Genomic DNA, 21,662 nt, shown 5'->3' on the forward strand with positions numbered 1-21,662 from the left:
GCTATGATTCGCCGATTGATTAAAAAGGTCAATGAGCACCCGCTAAAAGTGGAAGTTGATGACTTACAACAAATTTATGACGAAATAGAGTCTAAGCAAAAAAAAATTGCTGAAGAAAAACAAAAAATCAGAGAGGAACAAACGGATGGCTCAAGACTCACAAAGCACAGATTCACTATTTGATTATTTTTATGTTGATAAAGAAAGAATTAGCGCTTTAACCGCGCAGTTATTTGAATCTGGTGTTTTGAGTAATGTTAAACAAACAGCTCTAGAATCTGAGAAGGATTTAAAAGAGATAAAGGCTGGGTTGCCAATCATCGGGGGTCGTTTAAATACTTCAGATGCATGGTCTCGCGGACAAGAAAGATCCTTTGATTCAACTTGGAGCATCCCCTTAAACCTCTTAGATAAGCTATCAGAAACAGGGGCAATGAAAAATAGTCTGAATGAAGCAAGGCTTGGCGATATAGTTTTAATAAAAGGAATGATGAAGATTTTTGATGCTCAGATGGTGCATCTATGTATGCCAATAGCAAAGAAGATCAAAGCTAACGAGATAAAGCAATGTAAAAACAATAACGAAAAAAATGCATTGAAAAATGAGTTATCTGGACTCGAAGATGCTGAAGAAATGATAAAAATATTACCTCTTACAGCACATATAGATTTTGCCGATTCATGTGGCAACCTTAGTTGGATGTCAGTAGAGCCAGCGAATTTAATAACAACTCTTAGTGATGTTTCTCTGAAATACGGCCCGTTTATTCCGGGTGAGTGGCACATTCTTTGTATCGTTGATGCATATGCTGACGATAATAAATTTGATAATCCTGATGCTCCATACCCATTAGTCACAAACGACTTGAAGAACGGGATGGAAGGTATACTCCTGATGATGCGCGCATTGATGGGTAGACCATCTGGTTCATTCGGTATTACTCCCCTGATCATTTTCCGCGGCCTTAATTTAACAACTTAATAATTCGCATATTGAATTTCGTTATCCCAGCCGCTCCCCAGCGGCTTTTTTGTGCCCCCCCAATAACTTTTCCCCAGCCCCTCCTCATGCCTATTGCGCAAATCATCATATCCACCCGCTCTTCATCTAAACCCATTATCAATACATCGGTTAAATTTCAACCAGACCACTCTGTCACACAGCAAATTCGACTGTATTCACAAAAATAAAACACCTTAAAAAACAACTAAAAGACCAAAAAACAATCTTAATAATAAATAAAAACAACAATGGTTGTTGACTGAGAAACAACTATAGTTTTAAATTAACTCACCAAAACAAACCAACACTAGCGGGACGAGAGTTAACCCGCTTAGTTATTACCAATAAATTAGCGCGAATACTCGGGTCAACGTTCCGCCAGCCTGGCGATAAGGGCAGAGGGTTAGATGGAAGAATTAATCATAGGCTTGAAGATTTATGCGTTGGCGTTCGTTGGAATTTTCCTCCTCGGCATAGCGATAAACCTGACAACCAAGAAAGAATATCGGAGTTCACTAAAAAAGATTTGGCTCGAACATATTCAGATGTTCGGCTTGATAACAGTTGTCGGTGTGATTGTGTTAGGCCTGGCGTGGTTCTTATTTCGCGTAATTTAACAGCGACATGGGGATTCACATATCGAATAAATATCAATCAGTTAAATGTTAACAGGTAGGGATGATATGAAAAACCATTTAATTCCTAATGACGGTCGCGCCGTTCCAATGCGCAACCAACGCACTGGTGCCGCATGGCTCGTATCTTTTGATTATCTCGACAAGACGTATTGGCACGAACCGCATGGAAACCTGCGTAATATTCGCCGCCCTTTCGCATCACGCAGTGTTGAACAGGATCTGGTTCCGGCTGGTACGCACTGATGAATACGCTATTCGCTTTAGTGCTAACCATCGGCATGACCAATGGTGAGTTTCAGGATGTTGTTCTCGGTGTTTACGACAGCCAGGAACAATGTGAGCAGGCAGCTGTAGAGCAGCGCGTTAACGGTGAATGTTTTCCTGTTGAAGGCATTATCAGCGGCGGTGAACTACTAGCAACAATGTGAGGTTAAGAAGTGGAAAAGAAATGCGGTTACCACAGTTGTAGCAAATCAGTGAAAGAGGGAAAGGAAGTTAAAAGAACCCTGCTTTATCGCTCTGGCGCTCAATTGTCCAGAAAGGAAAAAGAATACTGTTCAAAGCAATGCGCCAGTCACGATCAGATGGCTCACGAAGGATAGCGCATTAGCCAGCGCAAGGCTGGCCATACGTCCGGTGGTACCGACCAAAGTTACACCGGAGTTTTTACCAAAACCAAAGTACGAACCCCAATGGGCGCTAACAATGGCCCGGGGATTCTATCACCTGAAATTGAGGATTCACCATGGAATTTTCCAATTTAATCAAGGCAAGTCAGAAATCAGGAAAGCCATCTGGCTTTTTCTGGTTCAGCGAAAAAACTGAAGCCCGTGCCAAGTTACGTGTTCAGATCATCCTTGAAGATAATGGCATCGAAGTTGGTCGCGGCCATGACTACCAGCTTCCAGCCCTCACTAATTTCCCTGTTGTCGATGATCTTCCGGAAGAAGGCGTTATTGATTTCACTTGGTGCGATCGCTATGCACTCAGCGATGATAACCGCACCTGGTTGCCGATTGTGAAAACTGTCGAAGTGAAGCCAGACGAAACCGGTAATGCAGGCGTCGTCACTCAATCCGATGCAGAAGCAAAAGCAGCAGCTCAGGTTGAAGAGTTCCGCACCCGGGATATGCCCGTAATGACGAGTGTCTGCACTCTGCCATTCCGTCAGCGCGTTGTAGCGCAGTTCCTGGCCGATAAAGAATATGCATACCACATTGATAACGAGCAGAAAAAAGCAATGCTTGCTGCTGAAATGGATACTGATAATGCTTATGTGCAGAATCTGATCCTTGCTTCAGAGAATGAGTCATCACTGAAAACCATGAAGGACTACGCCCTGTGGCTAATGACTTCTGCGGTAAAAAACGTCTTCCCTATTGATGCTAAGACGCCAGAACTCAGCCTTCTGTGCCGTTTTATCAATATCTGGATCGACACTCCCCACGTTGACCGTGGACTCCTGGTGAAGGAGTGGCAATCCGGTAAGCGTGTTTCTTCAATCCAGCGTACCGATAAAGGCACGAATGCTGGGGGCGGGAATAAAACCGACCGAAATCCTGACTGTGCACACACTCTTGATTCTTTGGATGTCGAAATTGCGGCAGCAACTATGGCGCCGGATTTCGATATCTACAGCATCCCTGGTTCCGTTCACCGCCGTGCCAAAGAAATCATTGAGAAGAAAGAAAATCCATTTAAAGAGTGGTCCGCAGCCCTGCGCAGTTGCGCCGGTATTCTGGACTATTCCCGTGCGGCTATTTTTGCCCTTATCCGTGGCGCAGATGAAGGCGTTCACCTTTCTCCAGCCAGCTTGCAAACGTACATAACGACCAGCCTGACTGAATATCAGCACGACAAGCCAAGTACAGAAATGGTTGCTGCTGCGCAGGTAACTCGGGAGTCAGTTGATGAGATGTTAGCCGCTGCTCGCGGGGAGATTGTGCCGAAGCGTGGCGAAGGCATAGAAGGTGCCAGTGACCCAGCCGCTCAAAAATTGGATAAAAACCCCCGCAAGACATTCTGCACCCACGAAGAGAATTTGCAGCGAGTTCGGGAAGAAGGTGCCCGTCGCCGAGCTGAGGAAGCAGCCTTACAGCCGAAAATAGAAAACCTCGGTACAGGCGTATTCTCAATCGAAGGCCTGGTGTCCAGCCCCTCAAATGAAGTCGTAAAACAAGAAGCGGAGAACGCCAACAATGTGCCGATGGAAGAGACTGTCCAAATCGAAGACAAAACTGATACTGCGTTATCAGCGGGCGAAAGCGTTGATGCAGCTGGTTCGCAAACAGATCCCGTAAATAACGTTGTCTGCATGTCATGCGGAGCTATCGGTGGCGGTCACTGTTCAGATTGCGGTTCCTCATCGAGTAATCCGACTGATGCAGAAGTAGAACCGAGTTTAGGTGTTGAACCAATAACCACAAGTGACACTGTAACTAAAAAAGAAATACAGACTGAATCAGCACCGGAACCAGCATGGCCGGAATACTTCGAACCAGGGCGTTATGAGGGCCTCCCGAACGAGGTCTATCACGCTGCGAACGGTGTTAGCTCAACGATGGTTAAAGACGTTCGCGTATCTCCGATGTATTTCAACGCCCGTCATGTTGAGAAAACCATTCAGAAAGAACGCTCTAAGGTGCTGGATATGGGAAACCTGGTGCATGCCCTAGCACTGCAGCCTGAATCGCTGTATCAGGAATTCAGTGTTGAGCCTGAAATTCCAGAGGGTGCATTTACCACCACAGCGACAATTCGCGCCGCTATCGATGAATATAACGCTGGACTACCTTCTCTGCTCAGCGCTGACGATATCAAGGCACTGATTGAAGAGCACAACGCCACTCTTCCACCTCAGGTTGCACTGGGATCTTCTTTAGAAGAAACCGGACAGAGCTATATGGCATTGCTGGCAGAGTTCCAGCGTATTGAAGAAGGCCAGAAGCAAACAGCAGCCGCGATGAAAGCCTGTATCAAAGAGTACAACGCCACCCTTCCACCTCAGGTTAAAGCCAGTGGCAGCCGTGACACCTTGCTCGAGCAACTGGCAATCATCAATCCTGATTTAGTTGCCCAGGAAGCACAGAAAGAGCAGCCGCTGAAAGTATCGGGTACCAAAACTGACCTGATTCTGTCATTAAAAGCGGTCAAACCTGACTCGGTATTTGCTGACGAACTACTGGATGCCTGGCGTGAGAATCCAGAAGGCAAAATTCTGGTAACTCGTCAGCAATTGAGTACAGCGCATGCAATCCAGAAAGCGCTATTAAACCACCCTACAGCCGGAAAACTGCTGACCCATCCGAGCAGAGCCGTTGAAGTCAGTTACTTCGGTATTGATGAAGAAACCGGTTTAGATATCCGTGTCCGCCCTGACCTCGAAATCGATATGGGCGCACGTATCGGTGCTGACCTGAAAACCATCAGCATGTGGAACATCAAGCAGGAAGGTTTGCGGGCTAAGCTCCACCGGGAAATCATCGAGCGCGATTATCACCTGAGTGCTGCCATGTACTGCGAAACAGCTGCTCTGGATCAGTTCTTCTGGATATTCGTTAACAAAGACGAAAACTACCACTGGATAGCCATCATAGAGGCATCAGCCGAACTGCTGGAGTTGGGCATGCTCGAGTACCGTAAATCTATGCGGGCGATAGCGAACGGCTTTGATACGGGTGAGTGGCCAGCGCCGATTACCGAAGACTATTCAGAAGAACTCAACGATTTTGATGTGCGTCGCTTAGAAGCGTTGCGCGGTCAGGCATAAGGGGAAACGACTAATGACTACTTCAATTGCTACTGCTGACAACAAAACTCAGATGATCGATAACGTCTCAATTCTGACTAACGGCGACCTGTTCGATCGTCTTCTGAAAATCTCTGCAGTTATGGCCAACAGTGGAAACTTTGTCCCCGCGCATTTCAGAGAAAAACCTGACGCCTGTATGGCTGTTGTTATGCAGGCTGCCCGCTGGGGAATGGACCCCTTCGCTGTCGCCCAGAAAACATTCATTGTTGGTAATTCTGGCGTTCTTGGCTACGAAGCACAGCTTGTCAATGCAGTGGTTACTCGAATGGCTCCAACGAAAGACCGTATTAACTTTGAGTGGTTTGGTCCGTGGGAAAGAATTGTTGGGCGCTTTGTAGAGAAACAAAATAGAGATGGGAAGAAATACATCGCTCCGGGTTGGGATCTAAACGACGAAGCGGGGGTAGGCGTTCGAGCTTGGGCTACTTTTAATGGCGAATCTGAGCCCAGAGTATTAGAGCTGCATCTCTCTCAGGCTCAAGTGCGCAACTCAACGCTTTGGGCAAGCGATCCGCGCCAGCAGCTGGCATACCTTGCCGTTAAACGCTGGGCCAGATTGTACTGCCCTGATGTGATTCTCGGTGTTTATACCGCTGATGAAATTGATGAGCGTGAAGAGAAAGTTGTGAATCCAGCTTCAGCGACAAAAGTATCCATGGAAGAAATCACCAGCAGCGCTGTATCAACCACCAGTAGCGCACAGGAATCGGCCCAGAATATCGACATCCTAGCTGATGAGTTCCGTGACCGTATAGACGCGGCTGACACTGCAGCCGTAGCAAGTGAAATACGCGGCGAAATTGAATCTCATAAATCCACGCTCGGTAACGCCCTGTTTACTGAGCTGAAGAATAAAGCTGTGAAACGTTATTACCTGGTTGATCACCGTAACAAGGTCGAAACAGCAATCAACGCCCTACCTAATCCAGGCGAACCTGAAGCATCAGCGCTTTTCGCTAAAGCAGAAGCCACTCTGAATGCCGCTAAACGTCATATCGGTGACGAACTCTATGACGGGTTCCGTATCACCCTGGACGATATGAAACCTGAATACGTTAGATAACCATTACGGGAGGGGAAACCCTCCCGCTTAAGGAGTGGATATGAGCATCAAACATCGATTACCTGAACTCGAAGCCAGTATTGATCCTGAAGCCTTACGTGTAGCTGCTAATGAGTATTCAGACCTGCTGCTGACGCTAAGCCTCTGCATGAAAATGGCTGGGCCTACTCGCGTGAACATTCGTGCTTGTGCAACAGCTTTGCAAAAGCGCCTAACCAGCTGGCACAGCAAGAAAGAGCTTAACGCTATCCTGTCCAGTTGGGATCCGGTTGGCTATGTGCTCGGCCTGATACGCGAGGCTAATGATAACGCTCGCGCCGCCGGCGACCCTGTTGATGTATTTGTGTGAGGTGAATATGCGCCTGATTAATCGCAGTAAACAATCACCAGTAGGAAGTCGCGCATGTGAAATAGCCCTGGCAACCCATCATGCAAAATTCGGGAACTACGGCAGGCAGAAATCACGAACCAACTACACCGTATCGGTAGACGGCATGAAAGTCACTGTTGAGGTCGTCAATCGTTCAGCCAGTTATGTAGCCACGGCAATGAATGGTTTTCGTAAGCTTCGGAACCTACCGGCACAAACCAATAACTGATTTTGAATAATCAAAATAACGCATCCGGCGAAGATATAATTTCGCCGGTTAGGAGCTACCTATGGCACAGGTAATTTTTAACGAAGAATGGGTTCTTGCAGAAAAACTAGCCGCAAATACAGGTTTAGGCCTTCGTCAAATTGAACAATATAGACAAGGCTGCTGGGTTGAAGGCGTGCATTTTAAAAGGCACTTCCCTAAAGGGATTAAAACCTCGCGAGGCATAACCTGGTACAACTACCCAAAAATCAATCAAATGATTCAGGAAGCATAAATGGCAGACTTACCTCTAGGTGTGGAATTACGCGGTCGGAGAATTCGCATCTGGTTCATGTACAAAGGTAAGCGCTGCCGTGAGTTACTCAAGGATTGGTACGCCACCCCTGCAAATATAAAAAAAGCAGGCCAATTCAGAATGCTTGTCGTCAGTGAGATTTCTCTTGGTGAATTTAACTACAGTGTACGATTCCCAGACTCCAGCAGTGCCGTATTAACCGCAACCGGTTCAAACAAAATCACTTCATTCAGTGAATTGGTTACAACCTGGCTAGAAAACAGAAGAATTGAGTTATGTGCTAATACCTACCGTAAAACTGGCTCGCAATTGAAAACTCTGACCAAAATAGTTGGCGCTGAAACACTTATAAGAGATATCACACATAACGATGTTCTAAAATATCGAACAGAATTACTGGAGGGACAAACGATGTACTCTCTTGAGATCCGAACAAACAAAGTTGGACGAAGCGTAAGAACGGTTGATAACTATGTATCTTTACTGTGCGCCCTTTTGCGTTTTGCTCATCGTTCTGGTTTCACTTCTGAAAAAGCCTTTGAAGGGATAAAAAAACTACAGAAGAGTAAGACTAAGCCTGATCCCCTCACTCGTGCTGAATTCGATAAATTAATGCATTTCAATGAAGGACAGAGGCGAAACTTGTGGCAATTCGCTGTTTATTCCGGATTGAGACATGGTGAGCTTGCGGCTCTTGCATGGGAAGATATAGATCTTAAGGCAGGAACTGTCAGTGTTAAACGAAGTCTGAATACGTTAGGTATGTTTGGTCCTCCGAAAACTGAGGCGGGGATACGCACAGTCGCACTGCTACAACCGGCAATTGATGCCCTGACAGCGCAACAAAAACTGACAGGAAAGCATCCTAAGACTGAAATCGTTTATCATCACCGCGAATACGGCCATACAGAACGTCAGAGAGTACATTTCGTATTTATGCCAAGGGTCAGTAAAGGAGAGCAAAAACCGTATTACTCTTTAAGTAGCATCGGTGACCGTTGGAATTCTGCTGTAAAACGTGCTGGTATTCGCCGCCGCAATCCGTACCATACACGGCACACTTTCGCATGCTGGTTATTAGCCGCAGGCGCTAACCCGTCTTTTATTGCTAATCAGATGGGGCATGAAAACGCGCAGATGGTTTATGAAGTCTATGCCGCATGGATAGAAGAGATGAATCACGAACAGGTAGAGATGCTGAATGAAAAGTTGGCATTTTAAAACGATTTTGTCCCAATTATGTCCCATTTGATACTTGAGTAAACGTTAAATGATTGATAATAAAGAAGAAAATAGGAAGCAGCAGTACAACCTGAATAAATTACAGAAGCGTCTGCGCCGTAATGTTGGCGAGGCAATTGCTGATTACAATATGATTGAGGAAGGCGACCGCATTATGGTTTGCCTGTCCGGCGGCAAAGATAGCTATACCATGCTTGAGATCCTGCGCAGCCTGCAGAAGAGCGCGCCGATTAATTTTAGCCTGGTAGCGGTTAACCTCGATCAGAAGCAGCCCGGTTTTCCGGACCATATTCTGCCTGCCTATCTCGAAAATGAAGGCGTGGAATATAAAATTGTTACTGAGAATACTTACGCTATTGTCAAAGACAAGATCCCGGAAGGAAAAACCACCTGTTCACTGTGCTCTCGCTTACGCCGTGGCATCCTTTACCGTACCGCCACTGAATTAGGTGCGACTAAAATTGCCCTCGGTCATCATCGCGACGATATCGTTCAGACACTGTTTTTGAATATGTTCTATGGCGGCAAGATGAAAGGTATGCCACCGAAGCTGATGAGTGATGACGGAAAGCATATTGTTATTCGCCCGCTAGCCTATTGCCGTGAAAAAGATATCGAGCGTTTCGCAACCGCTCGTCAGTATCCGATCATTCCTTGTAACCTGTGCGGTTCACAGCCTAATTTACAGCGCCAGGTGATTGGCGACATGCTGCGCGACTGGGATAAGCGTTATCCGGGCCGAGTAGAAACCCTGTTCAGTTCGATGCAAAACGTAGTACCTTCCCATCTCTGTGATACCGAGCTGTTTGATTTTAAAGGTATCACGCATGGTTCTGAGGTTATCAACGGCGGGGATTTAGCCTTTGACAGAGAGGAGATGCCTTTGCAACCGGCAGGCTGGCAGCCTGATGAAGATACCGAGATGCCGGTACAGCGTCTGGATATTCTGGAAATAAAATAGTGTATTCACCCTCTCGCCATGGGAGGGTTTTTATCTGATACAGGTAAAAAAAAAGCCGACTGATTAAAGTCGGCATCATCGGAATTAACTGTGCTATGCATTAATTCTTAAAAAGAAAGTAAGACAAATATGGAGCACAACGCCCATCACTCGGTTGACGTTGTATTCACCTGCGAGATGAATTATTACTTAAGTCCCCATGCTGTTTCTTGATTTTGCTCAAGTTAATGGTGGTTTACTGGGAACATAAGCAATCTGACTTTTTAGATCCATTTTCTGCGATACAACCAACCTGCCACACAGCCAATGATCACCACCAGCGCAATACAGAACAAAGTAAAAGCAAATGTCCCGTCTGAACCAGGAATACCGCCCAGGTTGACACCAAAAAGCCCGGTTAAGAAAGTGCTGGGTAAAAACACCATCGCCATAAGAGACATAGTATAAGTTCGTCTTCCCAGAGCCTCTTGCATCAGTTGGGATATTTCATCTGTCATTATCGCGGTGCGCGCAATACAGGAGTCAATCTCGTCCAGACCTCTTCTGCCGAGGCGGTCAGCGATGTCCTGCATTAAACGTCGCTGATCGTCACTGAGCCAGCTAATACGATCGTTGGCCAGACGGGCATAGACATCCCGCTGAGGAGCCATATAACGACGCATCACAATCAGTTGCTTACGCAGTAATGCCAGAGTACCGCGCGGAGGGACTTTTTGATCGAGCAGGTCATCTTCAAGATCGATAATCGTATCATGCAGATGTTCAACAAAATCACTCGCATGGTCGGTTAGCGCATCGCAGACGCTGACCAGCCAGCTGCCACTTGATGTCGGACCGCTCCCCGATGCAAGATCGCTTATCACATCGTCCAGAGCCAGTATGGTTCGCTGGCAAGTGGTAATGATTAAACGGTCATTCATAAATAAGGGCATCGCGACCATCTGTTCAGGCCGCTCTTCAGTACTGCCATTAACACAACGCAGAGTGATTAATGATCCTTCCCCCAGCCGGGATACGCGGGGACGCAAGCCTTCGCCGGTCAACGCATCACGTATGTTATCGGGAATAAGGGGAGTTGAGGCGAGCCAGTCTGCACTACTCTGGAGGGTATAATTGAGATGTAACCAGCAGGGATGTTCGCTATCAATAACGCTGTCATTGTCGATGGGCCGGGCTCCCCCCTTACCATCGAGTTGCCAGGCAAAAATTGCGTCCGGCACATTGAGTTCACTACCTTTAATGACATCCACTTCCACCTTCCTTATGCTGAGTATCTCTTTTCATTGTCTGGCTTTATTTAACCGTAAATCACAAAATGTTCTCCGGCAAGCAAATCATTAGCTTATTGTTGCGCGCAAATACAACATTTATGTTTTATTTCTACTCTTTTATGTTGGTTTTCAGTGTTAGACTGAATCAAACCAGATAACAACCGAGGTTAAATATGTTCAGATATCCCATCACCGTCTCTTTCGATGATGAATCCGGTGAGTACGAGATAAGCTACCGCGATTTTACCGAGTGCTATTCCAGCGCATTAACCGAAGATGACGTGGAACTGGAAGCAAAAGATGGGCTGACCGCTTTTATTGCCGATTTGATTGAATCGCGGATCCCAGTACCTGCACCCTCTCCAGCCGAAACCGGGGAGATAACTGTCCATCTGCCCGTACTGACTTGTTTAAAAATAGCACTGAGTAATGCCATGATTAATACCGGTACAAGGAAAGTCGATCTGGCGAGGAAATTGAATCAGAAAGGTCCTCAAATTGACAGGTTGCTGGACGTTGAACATGCCTCAAAAGTCGAAACACTGGAGCAAGCCTTGTATCTGTTGGGCTATGAAGTCTCTGTGTCAGTCGCCAAACTTCCCTGAATTTTTATGCGGGTGTCACTGACACTCGCCATAAATATTATCTCTCTGCACAATGACACTTTAAGAATAACCATACAATAACAGATGGTTAACGTCATCTGTTGACACCACTAATTCCCCGCTGTATAAAGCTGCGCCGTATAAGTAATTCTCATTTACATTATTCCCTGTTACAGGGTCACCTCTCATTCGCATAAAGGGTAGTACCATATGAAAAAGGTTATCTGTGCCTTAGGACTGACATTGACCGCGGTCAGCTCTGCATTTGCCACCACCTACCCTGTCACTATTGAGAATTGTGGCTACCAGGAAACCTTCACAAAAGCACCTGAGCGGGTTGTTGCCCTGGGACAAAATACGGCAGAAATTCTCATGCTGCTGGGCCTTGAAGACAAAGTCGTGGCCAGCGCGTTCTGGCCAACGAAGGTGCTTCCGGCGCTAGCTAAACAAAATGAAAAAATCAAAACCCTGACGGTTGAAATCCCGACTCTCGAATCTATTCTTGCGCAGAACCCCGATTTTATCCCTGCCCAGTTGCCGTTATTACTCGGGCCTGAGAGTAAAGTTGCCAAACGGGAAGATCTAGCGACCCTTGGCGTTAATAGCTATATGTCTCCGGGAATGTGTGCCACTAAGAAGTCAGTCGGCGATATGTATGGTAGTCGCCAGAAACTGTGGGACATGTCTTTCCTGTACAAAGAAATCAGTGATTTAGCCACTATTTTTAATGTTGAAGATCGCGGAAATGCGCTGATAGCTGATTTTAAACAGCGTGAAAGTAACCTGCGAAAAGAATTTAGCCAGAACAAACAAAATAACGCTTTTGTCTTCTGGTTTTCCAGTTCATCCCCCTCTTCCGATGTCTATGTCGGGGGTAAAAATAGCGCCTCCGGTTTTATTGCCGATACTCTGGGCGGGCATAATGCCATCACCTCGGAAACTGAATGGCCTACCGTTGGCTGGGAAAGCATTATTGCAGCTAACCCCAGCGTGATAGTGGTTTCCAGTCTTGACCGTAATCGCTGGGCTCTGGATAGCGCGGAAGAAAAAATTAAATTCCTGAAAAGCGACCCGGCAGTAAGTCAGCTGGACGCGGTTAAAAAGGGACATATTGTGGTCATGGACGGCCAGGCGATGAACCCGACTATTCGTACTATTTACGGAGCTGAACAGGTTGCAAAACAGCTCAGAGAGATGGATTTTAACTGATGACCCATGCCGTTAAACAGACCCGGCAAGGTTTGCTGCTAACAACGTCGGCGCTGATAGCCTTTATCGTACTGTTGGCCGTGATTGCTATCGGCGTCAGCGTCGGTGAACTGTCTATTCCGTTAACAAGCGTGTTTTATGCGCTGACCAACAGATTAGGATTTACCGAGGTTCCCCTTAGCCGTATCTACGAAAGCGTTATCTGGGATTTTCGTCTTAGCCGGGCGCTGGTTGCTGCTTGCTGTGGTGCAGGACTCGCTATATGCGGTGCCGTACTACAAAGCTTGCTGAAGAATGCCCTGGCAGAACCTTATGTACTCGGTGTCTCAGCAGGCGCATCGACAGGTGCGGTTTCAGTCGTGGTTCTCGGTATAGGTACTGGCGCTGTTTCTCTCTCTGCCGGAGCCTTTGCCGGTGCATTTGCCGCCTTTGCTTTTGTGACCTTACTGACTAATGGTGCACGCGGCGGCAACGAACGCACTATTTTAGCCGGGGTAGCAGCATCACAGCTGTTTAATGCGATTACCGCCTATACCATAAGTACCTCTGCCAGCGCTCAGCAGGCGCGTGATGTGATGTTCTGGTTGTTGGGTAGCTTCAGCGGTGTACGCTGGCCTGAGTTTCAGCTGGCATTAGTGGTTGTAGCGCTTGGGCTGGCTGTTTGCCTCTACTACTCGCGCGCCCTGGATGCCTTCACCTTTGGTGATGATGCGGCTGCCTCATTAGGTATCAGTGTTACCTGGGTGCGTTTGATTTTATTCACCACCACGGCGCTGATAACCGCGACTATTGTCAGTATGGCCGGCTCGATTGGTTTTGTCGGGCTAGTCGTACCCCATATGATGCGTTTCTTTTTTGGCCCGCTTCACCGCACCCTACTCATCGCCAGTGCCCTGGCAGGGGCAATTTTAATGGTGCTGGCTGATATCGCATCCAGAATGCTGATAGCCCCGCAGACCTTACCCGTTGGCGTGGTCACGGCGTTGGTCGGGGTGCCGTTCTTTGCTGTCATTATCTATCGTTCAAGGAATAAGTGATGAGTATTACCGCTGAAAATATCACCTGGAAGGTCGGTAAGAAAGTCATCGTCAATAATGTTTCACTGTCCATCTCTCAGGGACAAACTGTGGGTTTGCTGGGGCCTAACGGTTCAGGAAAGTCTTCTCTGTTACGTGTTCTGGCGGGTCTGCGACGTCCCCATGCCGGGACTGTTTCGCTGGATGGAAAACCCATCGCCCGACTGGCCAGGAAACAGCTGGCCCGACGTATCGCGTTTGTCGAGCAACATGGTATGACTGAATCGAACATGCGGGTTCGTGACGTAGTCAAGTTAGGGCGGATCCCCCACCATACGGCGTTTTCTGGTTGGACAAGTTTTGACGACGAGACCGTTAATTCTGCGCTGGGACGGGTTGATATGCTTGATAAATCTGACCAGGGCTGGCTCAGTCTATCTGGTGGGGAACGTCAGCGTGTACATATTGCCAGAGCGCTGGCACAAGTACCCAGTGAAATTTTGCTGGATGAACCGACTAACCACCTGGACATCCACCATCAGATACAGCTGATGAAGCTTATCAGTGAGCTGCCCGTAACAAGTATTGTGGCTATTCATGATCTTAATCATGCTGCCATGTTCTGTGATGCCTTAATAGTGATGCAGCAAGGGCAAGTGATAGCCTCCGGTTCCCCGGAAGAGATCTTAACCGAAACCCTGCTCTGGGATGTTTTCCGGGTGAAAACCAGAATTGAGATTTCTGAATTTCACGGCAAAAAACATATTCACTACCTTATTTGAATCCGGTTCACGAATGAAATTTCTGCGTCCTGCCACTGAACTCTGGCCGCCGGTGTTACTGGGCAGCCAGTTTGTCTTTAATATTGGTTTTTACGCCGTTATTCCCTTTCTGGCGATTTTTCTGCGTGATGATATGTTGCTCTCTGGAGCTATGATTGGTCTGATCCTCGGTCTGAGAACTTTTTCCCAGCAAGGGATGTTTATCATCGGCGGTGCGCTTTCAGATAGCTTTGGTGCCCGGATTGTTATTCTGTGCGGCTGCGTTATCCGTGTCGCAGGCTACCTTCTGCTTGCCCTGGGTGAAAGTCTCCCCCCTATTATCCTCGGAGCCTGCCTGACCGGCGTGGGCGGCGCTCTGTTCTCGCCATCCATTGAAGCCCTGTTAGCAAAAGCGGGCACCGATAGTGAAGCCCGGGGGAAAAGGAGTCGTTCCGAGTGGTTTGCTCTGTTTGCCGTTTGCGGCGAACTCGGCGCAGTCATTGGCCCTGCGGCAGGAGCGTTACTGACAGGATTTGGTTTTCGTGAGATAGCGCTGGCGGGCGCAGTAATATTTATCATTGCACTTGGCGTGCTGTATTTATGCCTGCCACCTGATTCGCCTCGTCATCAGTCACTGCATATTGCCCCATGGTGGACAACTTTTCGGCAGCCTCGCTTTGTCGTTTTTATCATCGCCTACAGTTCATGGTTACTGAGTTATAACCAGTTGTATCTGGCACTTCCGGTAGAAATTACCCGTTCGGGTGGCAGTGAAAAAGATTTAGGTCCTCTGTTTATACTGGCATCGGTACTGATTATTCTGTTTCAACTTCCGCTGGCCCGCTTCGCCCGGCGAATAGGCGCGGCCCGGATAATGCCTGCCGGGTTTATTCTGCTGTCTGCGTCTTTTCTCAGCGTGGCGCTGTTTGCCACTCAAGAGCCTGATGACTCCTGGCTACGCTTACTGCCTGCGGCCTGTTTTGTTACGCTGCTGACAATCAGTCAGATGCTACTTGTTCCTTCAGCCAAAGACTTGATCCCTGATTTTGCCGATAAGACTACACTTGGCGCACATTATGGTGCGCTATCGACAGCGGGAGGGGTTGCCGTATTAGCGGGTAACTTGCTGTTAGGATCCCAACTGGACAAAGCACTGACCCCCTCACCTGATGCTTTCATTCCCTGGTTACAACTGGCAGTCTTTCCATTTTTAAGTGCCATAGCATTTTATTTTCTCTACCGCCCGGTAAGGTAAAATGGCAGTGATTACTCTTTAATGAAGAGTTCGATACGTTTTTTTATCCCGTTCTCTTCAACCGTCGTTTCTGCACGATAGTGCGCGTTATTTCTGGCGCAGGCTAGAATCTGATCAAAATTAAAACCATTTTGTGTGAGTCCCTCTAATGCAGAGCTCGGTAATAAGCCATGCAAGAGAGAGATAAACATTACCGGAACCGTTGTTTCTTCGTCCAAATTGTTGCCGATAAATTTTTTTATGACCAATCTTTTCATTCGTATACTCACTCACTGAACCCATCGGACTGTCTGACAACCGGTAGTCGAAAATGTTTCTTCGTTGTCAGGAATTGAAGAGTAAAGCTAGAGAAGATGAATCCGCTCCATTAATCGACATTCCATAATGTTTCATCGAGTTTAAGGACAATATTTTCTCCTGCCACCTCATAATTAGCACTGCCCTGAGTTTGGAAAAAATCATTCTGGTCATGACATGGCGCGAAATAATTGACCTGACAGGACCAGGTTATCTGCCCGTCGGATAGACTCGTAATGGCAAAGCTTCCCTCTACCACGGCATAGCGAACATCCCCCCCATAGACAGAGAGAATCGCCCCATCAAATAGTTTTGAGTGAACTTCGAATAGGGTTTTTAATGCAAAATTATCTTCTGGCGAAATGCCATTAAGTGGGATGAGGTAGTTTTTTACGTCAGACATTAATATCTCCCTTGTTAGCGAGGTGTATTTTCGTACACTGAATAGTCTCTGGTGCCGGGTAGCACAATAGCGATGATACTACTCCGCACTTATTTCCGTTACAAAGGATTCATTTTCAGCAAGGATAAGGAACATAGATGCTGTCATTGAAAAAGAGTTTACCCCTGGTACTTTTTATTCCTGTGTTACTGACTGCCTGGAGCACATCCTCGTTAGCGGGAACGCAGAATACCTCAGGTGAGATGGATTCCCTGTTCAACGATCTTCAAGTGGAAACGAAACCAAGCTACGGGTTACAGGTAAAACGAGCCATAGACGCACAGCTTGGCTACCCGACAAAATATAAGGGAAAGTCCTGTACCGTTCAGCTCAAGCTAAAACGTAGTGGAAGGGTGGAAAGTACTACCGTTGAGAAAGGTGATGCAGCTTTTTGCAAAACGTTTATCTCCGCTATCTATCAGGCAAAAATTCCTGAAGCACCAGACGAACAAACGTGGCAGAAATTCAGTAATATGACGGTTGACTTTATACCCTATAAATAACAATGCTATTGATAATATTATCTTACTGGAGTAAATAATGGGTAGTGAGATGTTCGGGTATGAATAAAGTATCCGGGCCGGGACTACATAATGTCAGGCAGACATGAAACCTATCTGTCTGGTTTTAAAGAGTCTAATTTTTCACCAACCCAGCGCTGTGATTAACCGTTCTCACCGCAGCGAAACAATTTTCCGTCTTTACACGGAGAATTACATCAAACCGTCATATTTATAATGAATTGTATGATCTGTTTTCCATTACTCTGATTGATATACGTCCTGAAGTTATCGCCGATGAATAATCTCCATAAGGTGACGTTATGAAACTGATTAATCGTAGTAAACACTCATCAGCAGGAAGTCGGGCATGTGATGCCGCTCTGGCAACTCACCATGCAAAGTACGGAAATTATGGCAGACAGAAGTCGAGAACAAACTACACCGTATCGGTCGACGGCGAGAAAATAACCGTTGAAGTGATCAACCGAACATCCAGTTACGTTGCCACAGCAATGAACGAATTCCGTAAACTCCAGAACCTGCCCGCCTATACTCGTTAACTTTCATAAATATTTCAGACAATACGGCCCGGGTAATCACTGATGCCCGGGTATCTAAAATAACGCACCGAAAACTCACGTTGTTGATACGGATAAAGTCCCCTGATACCGGCTGCAAAAGTATTTACTTCATTCAGCCCCAGTAAAAACAGTAAAAAACTTAATATCGCGATAATTATCGAGAAAAATACTTACCCCCGATGAAGTACTCTTTTAGTCACCCTTTTCTCTCTCGTGAAAACCATGTCTGAACACCAGAATCTCTCGTTTCTTGCCGCTTTTTCCGGAATGATATTCGTACAAACTGGCGCCGCCTTTGCTAAAACACTCTTTCCCGTCGTGGGCAGTGAAGGTGTAGCGGCTTTACGTATCGGCATAGCCGCTATTATTTTATTGGTTATTTTTCGACCATGGACATTATTACGTGGCAATATTTCCTGGCCTTCGCTCTTTCTGTATGGCGTTATTCTGGCGCTAATGAATCTGCTTATTTACCGGGCATTTGCTTATATTCCCGTCAGTATCGCCATTTCAATAGAAGTGATGGGGCCGCTTATTGCTGCGCTGATAACGTCGCGGAAAAAATCCGATCTGTTATGGATAGGTCTTTCAGCGCTAGGACTGTTTTTACTTGCCGCAGGAGACGTCGACGGGAATATCAGTCTTACTGGTGTGGGGTATTCTCTTGCAGCGGCATTTTTTTGGGGGCTTTACGTTATCGTTGGCAAAGGTATATCGCTGGGGGGCGGAAAATCGGTTGCTGCAGGCATGCTGGTCGCCGCAGTGATTGCCGTTCCCCTGGGTATAGCTCAGGCTGGAATGACATTGCTTGAGCCCGCGATTTTATTAACCGGTCTCGGTGTCGCCATTCTATCCAGTATGCTGCCTTTTCTGCTGGATATGTACGCCATGCGCTGGCTTCCACCACGCGTGTTTGGCGTATTACTCAGCGGCTCGCCTGTCGTCAGCGCTATCGCTGGATGGTTTGTGCTGCATGAAAAATTGACGCTACTTCAGTGTGGCGGTGTGATGTCAGTTATGGCTGCCTGTGCAGGTTGTGCCCTGTATTCCAGACCAGCAAGACGTTCCTGATGACTCTTTATTCATCATCCAGCGCAAAAAGAGGAATATTCAGGCTCGATTTAACCTGATCCAGCACGATTAAGGTTCGGTAGGTCAGAATGTCCTGATTATCGGCAAAATGCTGCCTTATCAGTTGTTCAAAATGCCGTAAATCACGAGAAATCATAATAATAATAAAAGAAACGCCGCCATTGACGAAGTAACACTGCTGGATCTCATCAACGTTGCGGAAATAACGTTTTGCTCTGTCCATCACAATACTGCGGTCTTCAACCAGACGAGATTCGATAACTGCTGTTACAGGGTTACCCACTAATGTGGGTTCTAGCAATGCTACGCTTGCTCTGATAACGCCCTTTTCTTCCAGCCTGCTAATACGGCGCTGAACTGAGGGTGTGGATAATCCTACCTTCTCGGCAATTGCCGCGTGTGGCAGTCTGTTATTGTTCTGGAGGATGTCCAGAATAGCGAGGTCAAAACGATCGAGTTCACTGGTTTTGCTTTTTTTACTCATCGAATTCTCAAAGAGTGAGAAAGAATTCGCACAAGAATAGTCATATTTAACAGTTCTGTCACGGCAGAAACACAGCCAGTATTGCGGGAGTAAAATATAAGGTCCGGAATAAGGATCCCTGCCAGACAGGGATCCTTATATTACTGATTACTCTGTCATGGAAGACGCATTGTTATCGCCGACGCGCTGGCTAATTTCTAGTGCAACCGGAATATTTTTATACGCCGGAATACCGCTTTGTGGGTCAAAATTATTCAGTGCTATCAGGTTATTTGATTCAGGAAAATAGGTTGCCACACAGCGAGAGGCCATATCGTGAATAACTATCTGAAGATTATCGACCCGACGGTGCGTTTTATTCTGTTGTTTATCCAGGGCAATCACGTTAACCCTATCACCCGCCACCAGTTTCTGTTTATCCGCTTCATCCTGGCTGATAAATAAGACGTCACGCTGGCCAAAAATACCACGATAGCGATCGTTTAAACCATAAATGGTGGTGTTGTACTGGTCATGACTACGTACCGTGGCTAACACCAGCTCACTGGCATTGGCCGATTCAGGATCTTCAAGTAAACCTGCCGTGGTGAAGAAGTTGGCTTTCCCCGACGCGGTGACCCATTTGCGTTCTGACGCCGAATTAGTTAAATGAAAACCACCTGGGTGAAGGATCCTTTCATTGTAATTATCAAACCCGCTTAACACCGCTTCCATCGCATCGCGTATCTGATTGTAGTCATCCACCATTGCCTGCCAGTCCACTTTGGTATTCGGCAGTGTGGCTTGAGCAAGGCCCGCGACAATCGCACACTCAGACTTAAGGTAAGGGCTGGCGGGCTCCAGCATACCGCGTGAAGCATGTACCATCGACATGGAGTCTTCGACGGTTATCGCTTGTTCACCACTTTTTTGCGTATCGCGTTCAGTCCGGCCTAAGACGGGAAACAGGAAGGTATTACGCGCGGTTAACAGATGAGAACGGTTTAACTTGGTACCCAAATGCACTGCAAGGTCGAGTTTTTTCATGCCACTAAAGCAGGCGTCCTGATCCGGCATGGCTACCGCCAGATTCCCCCCCATGCAAATTAACGCTTTTGAACGGCCTTCCGATATGGCCTGCATACTGGCTACCGCCGCATGACCGAATTTATCTGGCGGAGTAAACCCAAATCGTGCTTCAAGTTTCTGTAGAAATGACTTACTCGGTTTTTCAGTAATGCCTACGGTACGATCGCCCTGCACATTGGAGTGACCGCGCAGAGGGCAAATTCCGGCACCTTCACGACCGATATTCCCTTTAAGCAGCAGCAAGTTGACCAGTTGCTGAATATTTTGCGTACCATGCTGGTGCTGGGTGATCCCCATGCCATAGCAGATAATCGTACTCTTGGCTTCGGCATACGAAGCAGCAATCTGCTCAATATCCTGCTGAGTGATACCGCTGTGCTTAACGATATCTTCCCAGGAAGTGTTCTGTACATCCTGTTTAAGCGCTTCAAAGCCCGCGGTATGCTCTTGAATGAAGGCGTAGTCTAACAATGCAGGCTTACCATCTTGCTGAGCAATATCATCCCAGCCAATCAGTGTTTTCATTATCCCTTTGATTAACGCGGTATCACCGCCAATGCGGACTTTATAGTAGTCACTCGCTAATTGAGTTGACTCTAACGTCAGCATTTCAACCGGGTCCTGCGGGGCAGTAAAACGCTCTAATCCTCTTTCTTTCAGCGGATTAATGGCGATTATCTTAGCGCCACGCTTAGACACCTCGCGTAATGAGGTTAGCATTCGCGGGTGGTTGGTTCCTGGATTATGGCCAATACAGATAACCAGGTCTGCTTTATCGAAGTCTTCTAACAGCACCGTACCCTTACCGATCCCTATTGCTGCGGCAAGACCCACACTTGTCGGTTCATGACACATATTCGAGCAGTCCGGGAAATTATTGGTGCCATATTCACGGGCAAAAAGCTGATAGAGAAATGCCGCCTCGTTCGAGGTTCTTCCCGAGGTATAAAATTCCACAACATTCGGATCGTCAAAACTTGCCAGTTGCTGACCAATTTGGCTAAAGGCGTCTTCCCAGCTGATTTCTTCGTAATTGTCGGTCTGCTGGTTGTACTTTAATGGATGTGTTAAGCGCCCTTCATTCTCTAAATCATAATCATTCCAGGACAGCAGTTCGGTCACCGTATGTTTCGCCAGAAACTCGGGGGTGGTTCTCTTTTTGGTGCTTTCCCACGCCATCGCCTTTGCACCATTCTCACACATGTCGAATGATGCGCTGTGCTTAGGATCAGGCCAGGCACAGCCAGGGCAGTCAAACCCTTGAGGCTTATTCATTTCGAACATGGCAATCAGATCATGCCCTTCATTCATCTGTCCGCGAATCGCTTCTGCAACGGCTTTGAGCGCTCCCCATCCCCCGGCAGGACCGGTATAGTTTTCTATTTTCTTATTCATTCTGCTTCCTTAATTTTATAATTAAGTGAGTAAACTAACGACATGCTATGTACGCAAAAATACTTCTCTGT

At 47.0% G+C, this 21,662-nt stretch carries 25 protein-coding genes; 20 read left to right on the forward strand and 5 right to left on the reverse strand.

Translation table 11 applies throughout. From position 1 onward, the window contains the following. The first annotated feature begins 3 nt into the window (after window positions 1-3). From M2387_RS02935 to ttcA, 12 genes are all read left to right on the forward strand, one after another. Window positions 4-183: a hypothetical protein gene (locus M2387_RS02935; RefSeq protein ID WP_259047048.1), complete on the forward strand. Its 180-nt coding sequence runs from the start codon at window positions 4-6 to the stop codon at window positions 181-183. Further along, the gene (locus tag M2387_RS02940) at window positions 146-982 is read left to right on the forward strand and encodes a hypothetical protein (RefSeq protein ID WP_259047049.1); all 837 of its coding nucleotides are present in this window, start codon (window positions 146-148) and stop codon (window positions 980-982) included. Before M2387_RS02935 ends, M2387_RS02940 begins: the two co-directional genes overlap by 38 nt. A 704-nt stretch (window positions 983-1,686) precedes the next feature. Next, window positions 1,687-1,884 (forward strand): hypothetical protein, encoded by a 198-nt coding sequence (locus tag M2387_RS02945; protein ID WP_259048346.1) that lies wholly within the window; start codon window positions 1,687-1,689, stop codon window positions 1,882-1,884. Continuing rightward, on the forward strand, window positions 1,884-2,069 hold the full coding sequence (locus M2387_RS02950) for a YebW family protein (protein ID WP_259047050.1): 186 nt from the start codon (window positions 1,884-1,886) through the stop codon (window positions 2,067-2,069). The genes M2387_RS02945 and M2387_RS02950 overlap by 1 nt, the downstream gene beginning before the upstream one ends. A 9-nt stretch (window positions 2,070-2,078) precedes the next feature. Then, a complete protein-coding gene (locus M2387_RS02955; protein ID WP_259047052.1) occupies window positions 2,079-2,243 on the forward strand; it encodes a YdaE family protein in 165 nt (54 codons plus the stop codon). A gap of 143 nt (window positions 2,244-2,386) precedes the next feature. Further along, a complete protein-coding gene (locus M2387_RS02960; protein WP_259047053.1) occupies window positions 2,387-5,410 on the forward strand; it encodes a RecE family exodeoxyribonuclease in 3,024 nt (1,007 codons plus the stop codon). A 13-nt stretch (window positions 5,411-5,423) separates the two neighbouring features. Beyond that, entirely contained in the window at window positions 5,424-6,515 is a 1,092-nt protein-coding gene (locus M2387_RS02965; protein ID WP_259047054.1) for a RecT family recombinase, read from the forward strand. 40 nt (window positions 6,516-6,555) lie between these two features. Beyond that, window positions 6,556-6,864, forward strand: coding sequence for a DUF7740 domain-containing protein (locus M2387_RS02970; RefSeq protein ID WP_259047055.1), 309 nt, complete (start codon window positions 6,556-6,558; stop codon window positions 6,862-6,864). A gap of 7 nt (window positions 6,865-6,871) precedes the next feature. Next, window positions 6,872-7,114 (forward strand): DUF4060 family protein, encoded by a 243-nt coding sequence (locus M2387_RS02975; protein WP_259047056.1) that lies wholly within the window; start codon window positions 6,872-6,874, stop codon window positions 7,112-7,114. A 61-nt stretch (window positions 7,115-7,175) separates the two neighbouring features. Then, window positions 7,176-7,388, forward strand: a complete 213-nt coding sequence (gene xisR / locus M2387_RS02980) for an excisionase family protein (RefSeq protein WP_259047057.1) — start codon at window positions 7,176-7,178, stop codon at window positions 7,386-7,388. Continuing rightward, complete coding sequence (locus M2387_RS02985) at window positions 7,389-8,630, forward strand: site-specific integrase (RefSeq protein WP_259047058.1); 1,242 nt, start codon at window positions 7,389-7,391, stop codon at window positions 8,628-8,630. Window positions 8,631-8,679: 49 nt separating this feature from the next. After that, on the forward strand, window positions 8,680-9,612 hold the full coding sequence (gene ttcA / locus M2387_RS02990) for a tRNA 2-thiocytidine(32) synthetase TtcA (RefSeq protein WP_259047059.1): 933 nt from the start codon (window positions 8,680-8,682) through the stop codon (window positions 9,610-9,612). A 263-nt stretch (window positions 9,613-9,875) separates the two neighbouring features. Here the strand turns inward: ttcA and zntB are convergent, their stop codons facing one another. Continuing rightward, window positions 9,876-10,862 carry a zinc transporter ZntB gene (zntB, locus tag M2387_RS02995; protein WP_259047060.1) on the reverse strand — a complete coding sequence of 329 codons (987 nt, stop codon included), beginning with the start codon at window positions 10,860-10,862 and terminating at the stop codon, window positions 9,876-9,878. A 194-nt stretch (window positions 10,863-11,056) separates the two neighbouring features. Here zntB and M2387_RS03000 point away from each other — a divergent pair, with 194 nt between their 5' ends. The 5 genes from M2387_RS03000 to M2387_RS03020 all read left to right on the forward strand — a co-directional run bounded on the left by M2387_RS03000 (window position 11,057) and on the right by M2387_RS03020 (window position 15,729). Beyond that, the gene (locus M2387_RS03000; protein WP_259047061.1) at window positions 11,057-11,488 is read left to right on the forward strand and encodes a type II toxin-antitoxin system HicB family antitoxin; all 432 of its coding nucleotides are present in this window, start codon (window positions 11,057-11,059) and stop codon (window positions 11,486-11,488) included. 210 nt (window positions 11,489-11,698) lie between these two features. Next, window positions 11,699-12,697: a siderophore ABC transporter substrate-binding protein EitA gene (gene eitA / locus M2387_RS03005; RefSeq protein ID WP_259047063.1), complete on the forward strand. Its 999-nt coding sequence runs from the start codon at window positions 11,699-11,701 to the stop codon at window positions 12,695-12,697. After that, window positions 12,697-13,734, forward strand: coding sequence for a FecCD family ABC transporter permease (locus M2387_RS03010; RefSeq protein ID WP_259047064.1), 1,038 nt, complete (start codon window positions 12,697-12,699; stop codon window positions 13,732-13,734). Before eitA ends, M2387_RS03010 begins: the two co-directional genes overlap by 1 nt. Continuing rightward, on the forward strand, window positions 13,734-14,495 hold the full coding sequence (eitC, locus tag M2387_RS03015; RefSeq protein WP_259047065.1) for a siderophore ABC transporter ATP-binding protein EitC: 762 nt from the start codon (window positions 13,734-13,736) through the stop codon (window positions 14,493-14,495). The genes M2387_RS03010 and eitC overlap by 1 nt, the downstream gene beginning before the upstream one ends. Before the next feature lie 13 nt (window positions 14,496-14,508). After that, window positions 14,509-15,729, forward strand: coding sequence for an MDR family MFS transporter (locus tag M2387_RS03020; RefSeq protein WP_259047067.1), 1,221 nt, complete (start codon window positions 14,509-14,511; stop codon window positions 15,727-15,729). 11 nt (window positions 15,730-15,740) lie between these two features. Here the strand turns inward: M2387_RS03020 and M2387_RS03025 are convergent, their stop codons facing one another. Then, window positions 15,741-15,986, reverse strand: a complete 246-nt coding sequence (locus tag M2387_RS03025) for a hypothetical protein (RefSeq protein ID WP_259047068.1) — start codon at window positions 15,984-15,986, stop codon at window positions 15,741-15,743. Window positions 15,987-16,096: 110 nt separating this feature from the next. Beyond that, complete coding sequence (locus tag M2387_RS03030; protein WP_259047070.1) at window positions 16,097-16,429, reverse strand: hypothetical protein; 333 nt, start codon at window positions 16,427-16,429, stop codon at window positions 16,097-16,099. 137 nt (window positions 16,430-16,566) lie between these two features. On the opposite strand from M2387_RS03030, the gene M2387_RS03035 reads away from it, so the two are divergent. From M2387_RS03035 to M2387_RS03045, 3 genes are all read left to right on the forward strand, one after another. Continuing rightward, a complete protein-coding gene (locus M2387_RS03035) occupies window positions 16,567-16,971 on the forward strand; it encodes a cell envelope integrity TolA C-terminal domain-containing protein (protein WP_259047072.1) in 405 nt (134 codons plus the stop codon). 320 nt (window positions 16,972-17,291) lie between these two features. Continuing rightward, window positions 17,292-17,531 carry a DUF4060 family protein gene (locus tag M2387_RS03040; RefSeq protein WP_259047074.1) on the forward strand — a complete coding sequence of 80 codons (240 nt, stop codon included), beginning with the start codon at window positions 17,292-17,294 and terminating at the stop codon, window positions 17,529-17,531. Between the two features lie 243 nt (window positions 17,532-17,774). Beyond that, a complete protein-coding gene (locus M2387_RS03045) occupies window positions 17,775-18,623 on the forward strand; it encodes an EamA family transporter (RefSeq protein ID WP_259047076.1) in 849 nt (282 codons plus the stop codon). A 7-nt stretch (window positions 18,624-18,630) separates the two neighbouring features. Here the strand turns inward: M2387_RS03045 and M2387_RS03050 are convergent, their stop codons facing one another. Then, complete coding sequence (locus M2387_RS03050) at window positions 18,631-19,128, reverse strand: Lrp/AsnC family transcriptional regulator (RefSeq protein WP_259047078.1); 498 nt, start codon at window positions 19,126-19,128, stop codon at window positions 18,631-18,633. Window positions 19,129-19,275: 147 nt separating this feature from the next. Continuing rightward, window positions 19,276-21,591 (reverse strand): FdhF/YdeP family oxidoreductase, encoded by a 2,316-nt coding sequence (locus tag M2387_RS03055; RefSeq protein ID WP_259047079.1) that lies wholly within the window; start codon window positions 21,589-21,591, stop codon window positions 19,276-19,278. Window positions 21,592-21,662 lie beyond the last annotated feature (71 nt).

This window comes from Klebsiella sp. BIGb0407, assembly GCF_024807845.1.
In the GTDB taxonomy this organism is placed as follows: Bacteria; Pseudomonadota; Gammaproteobacteria; order Enterobacterales; family Enterobacteriaceae; genus JGM124.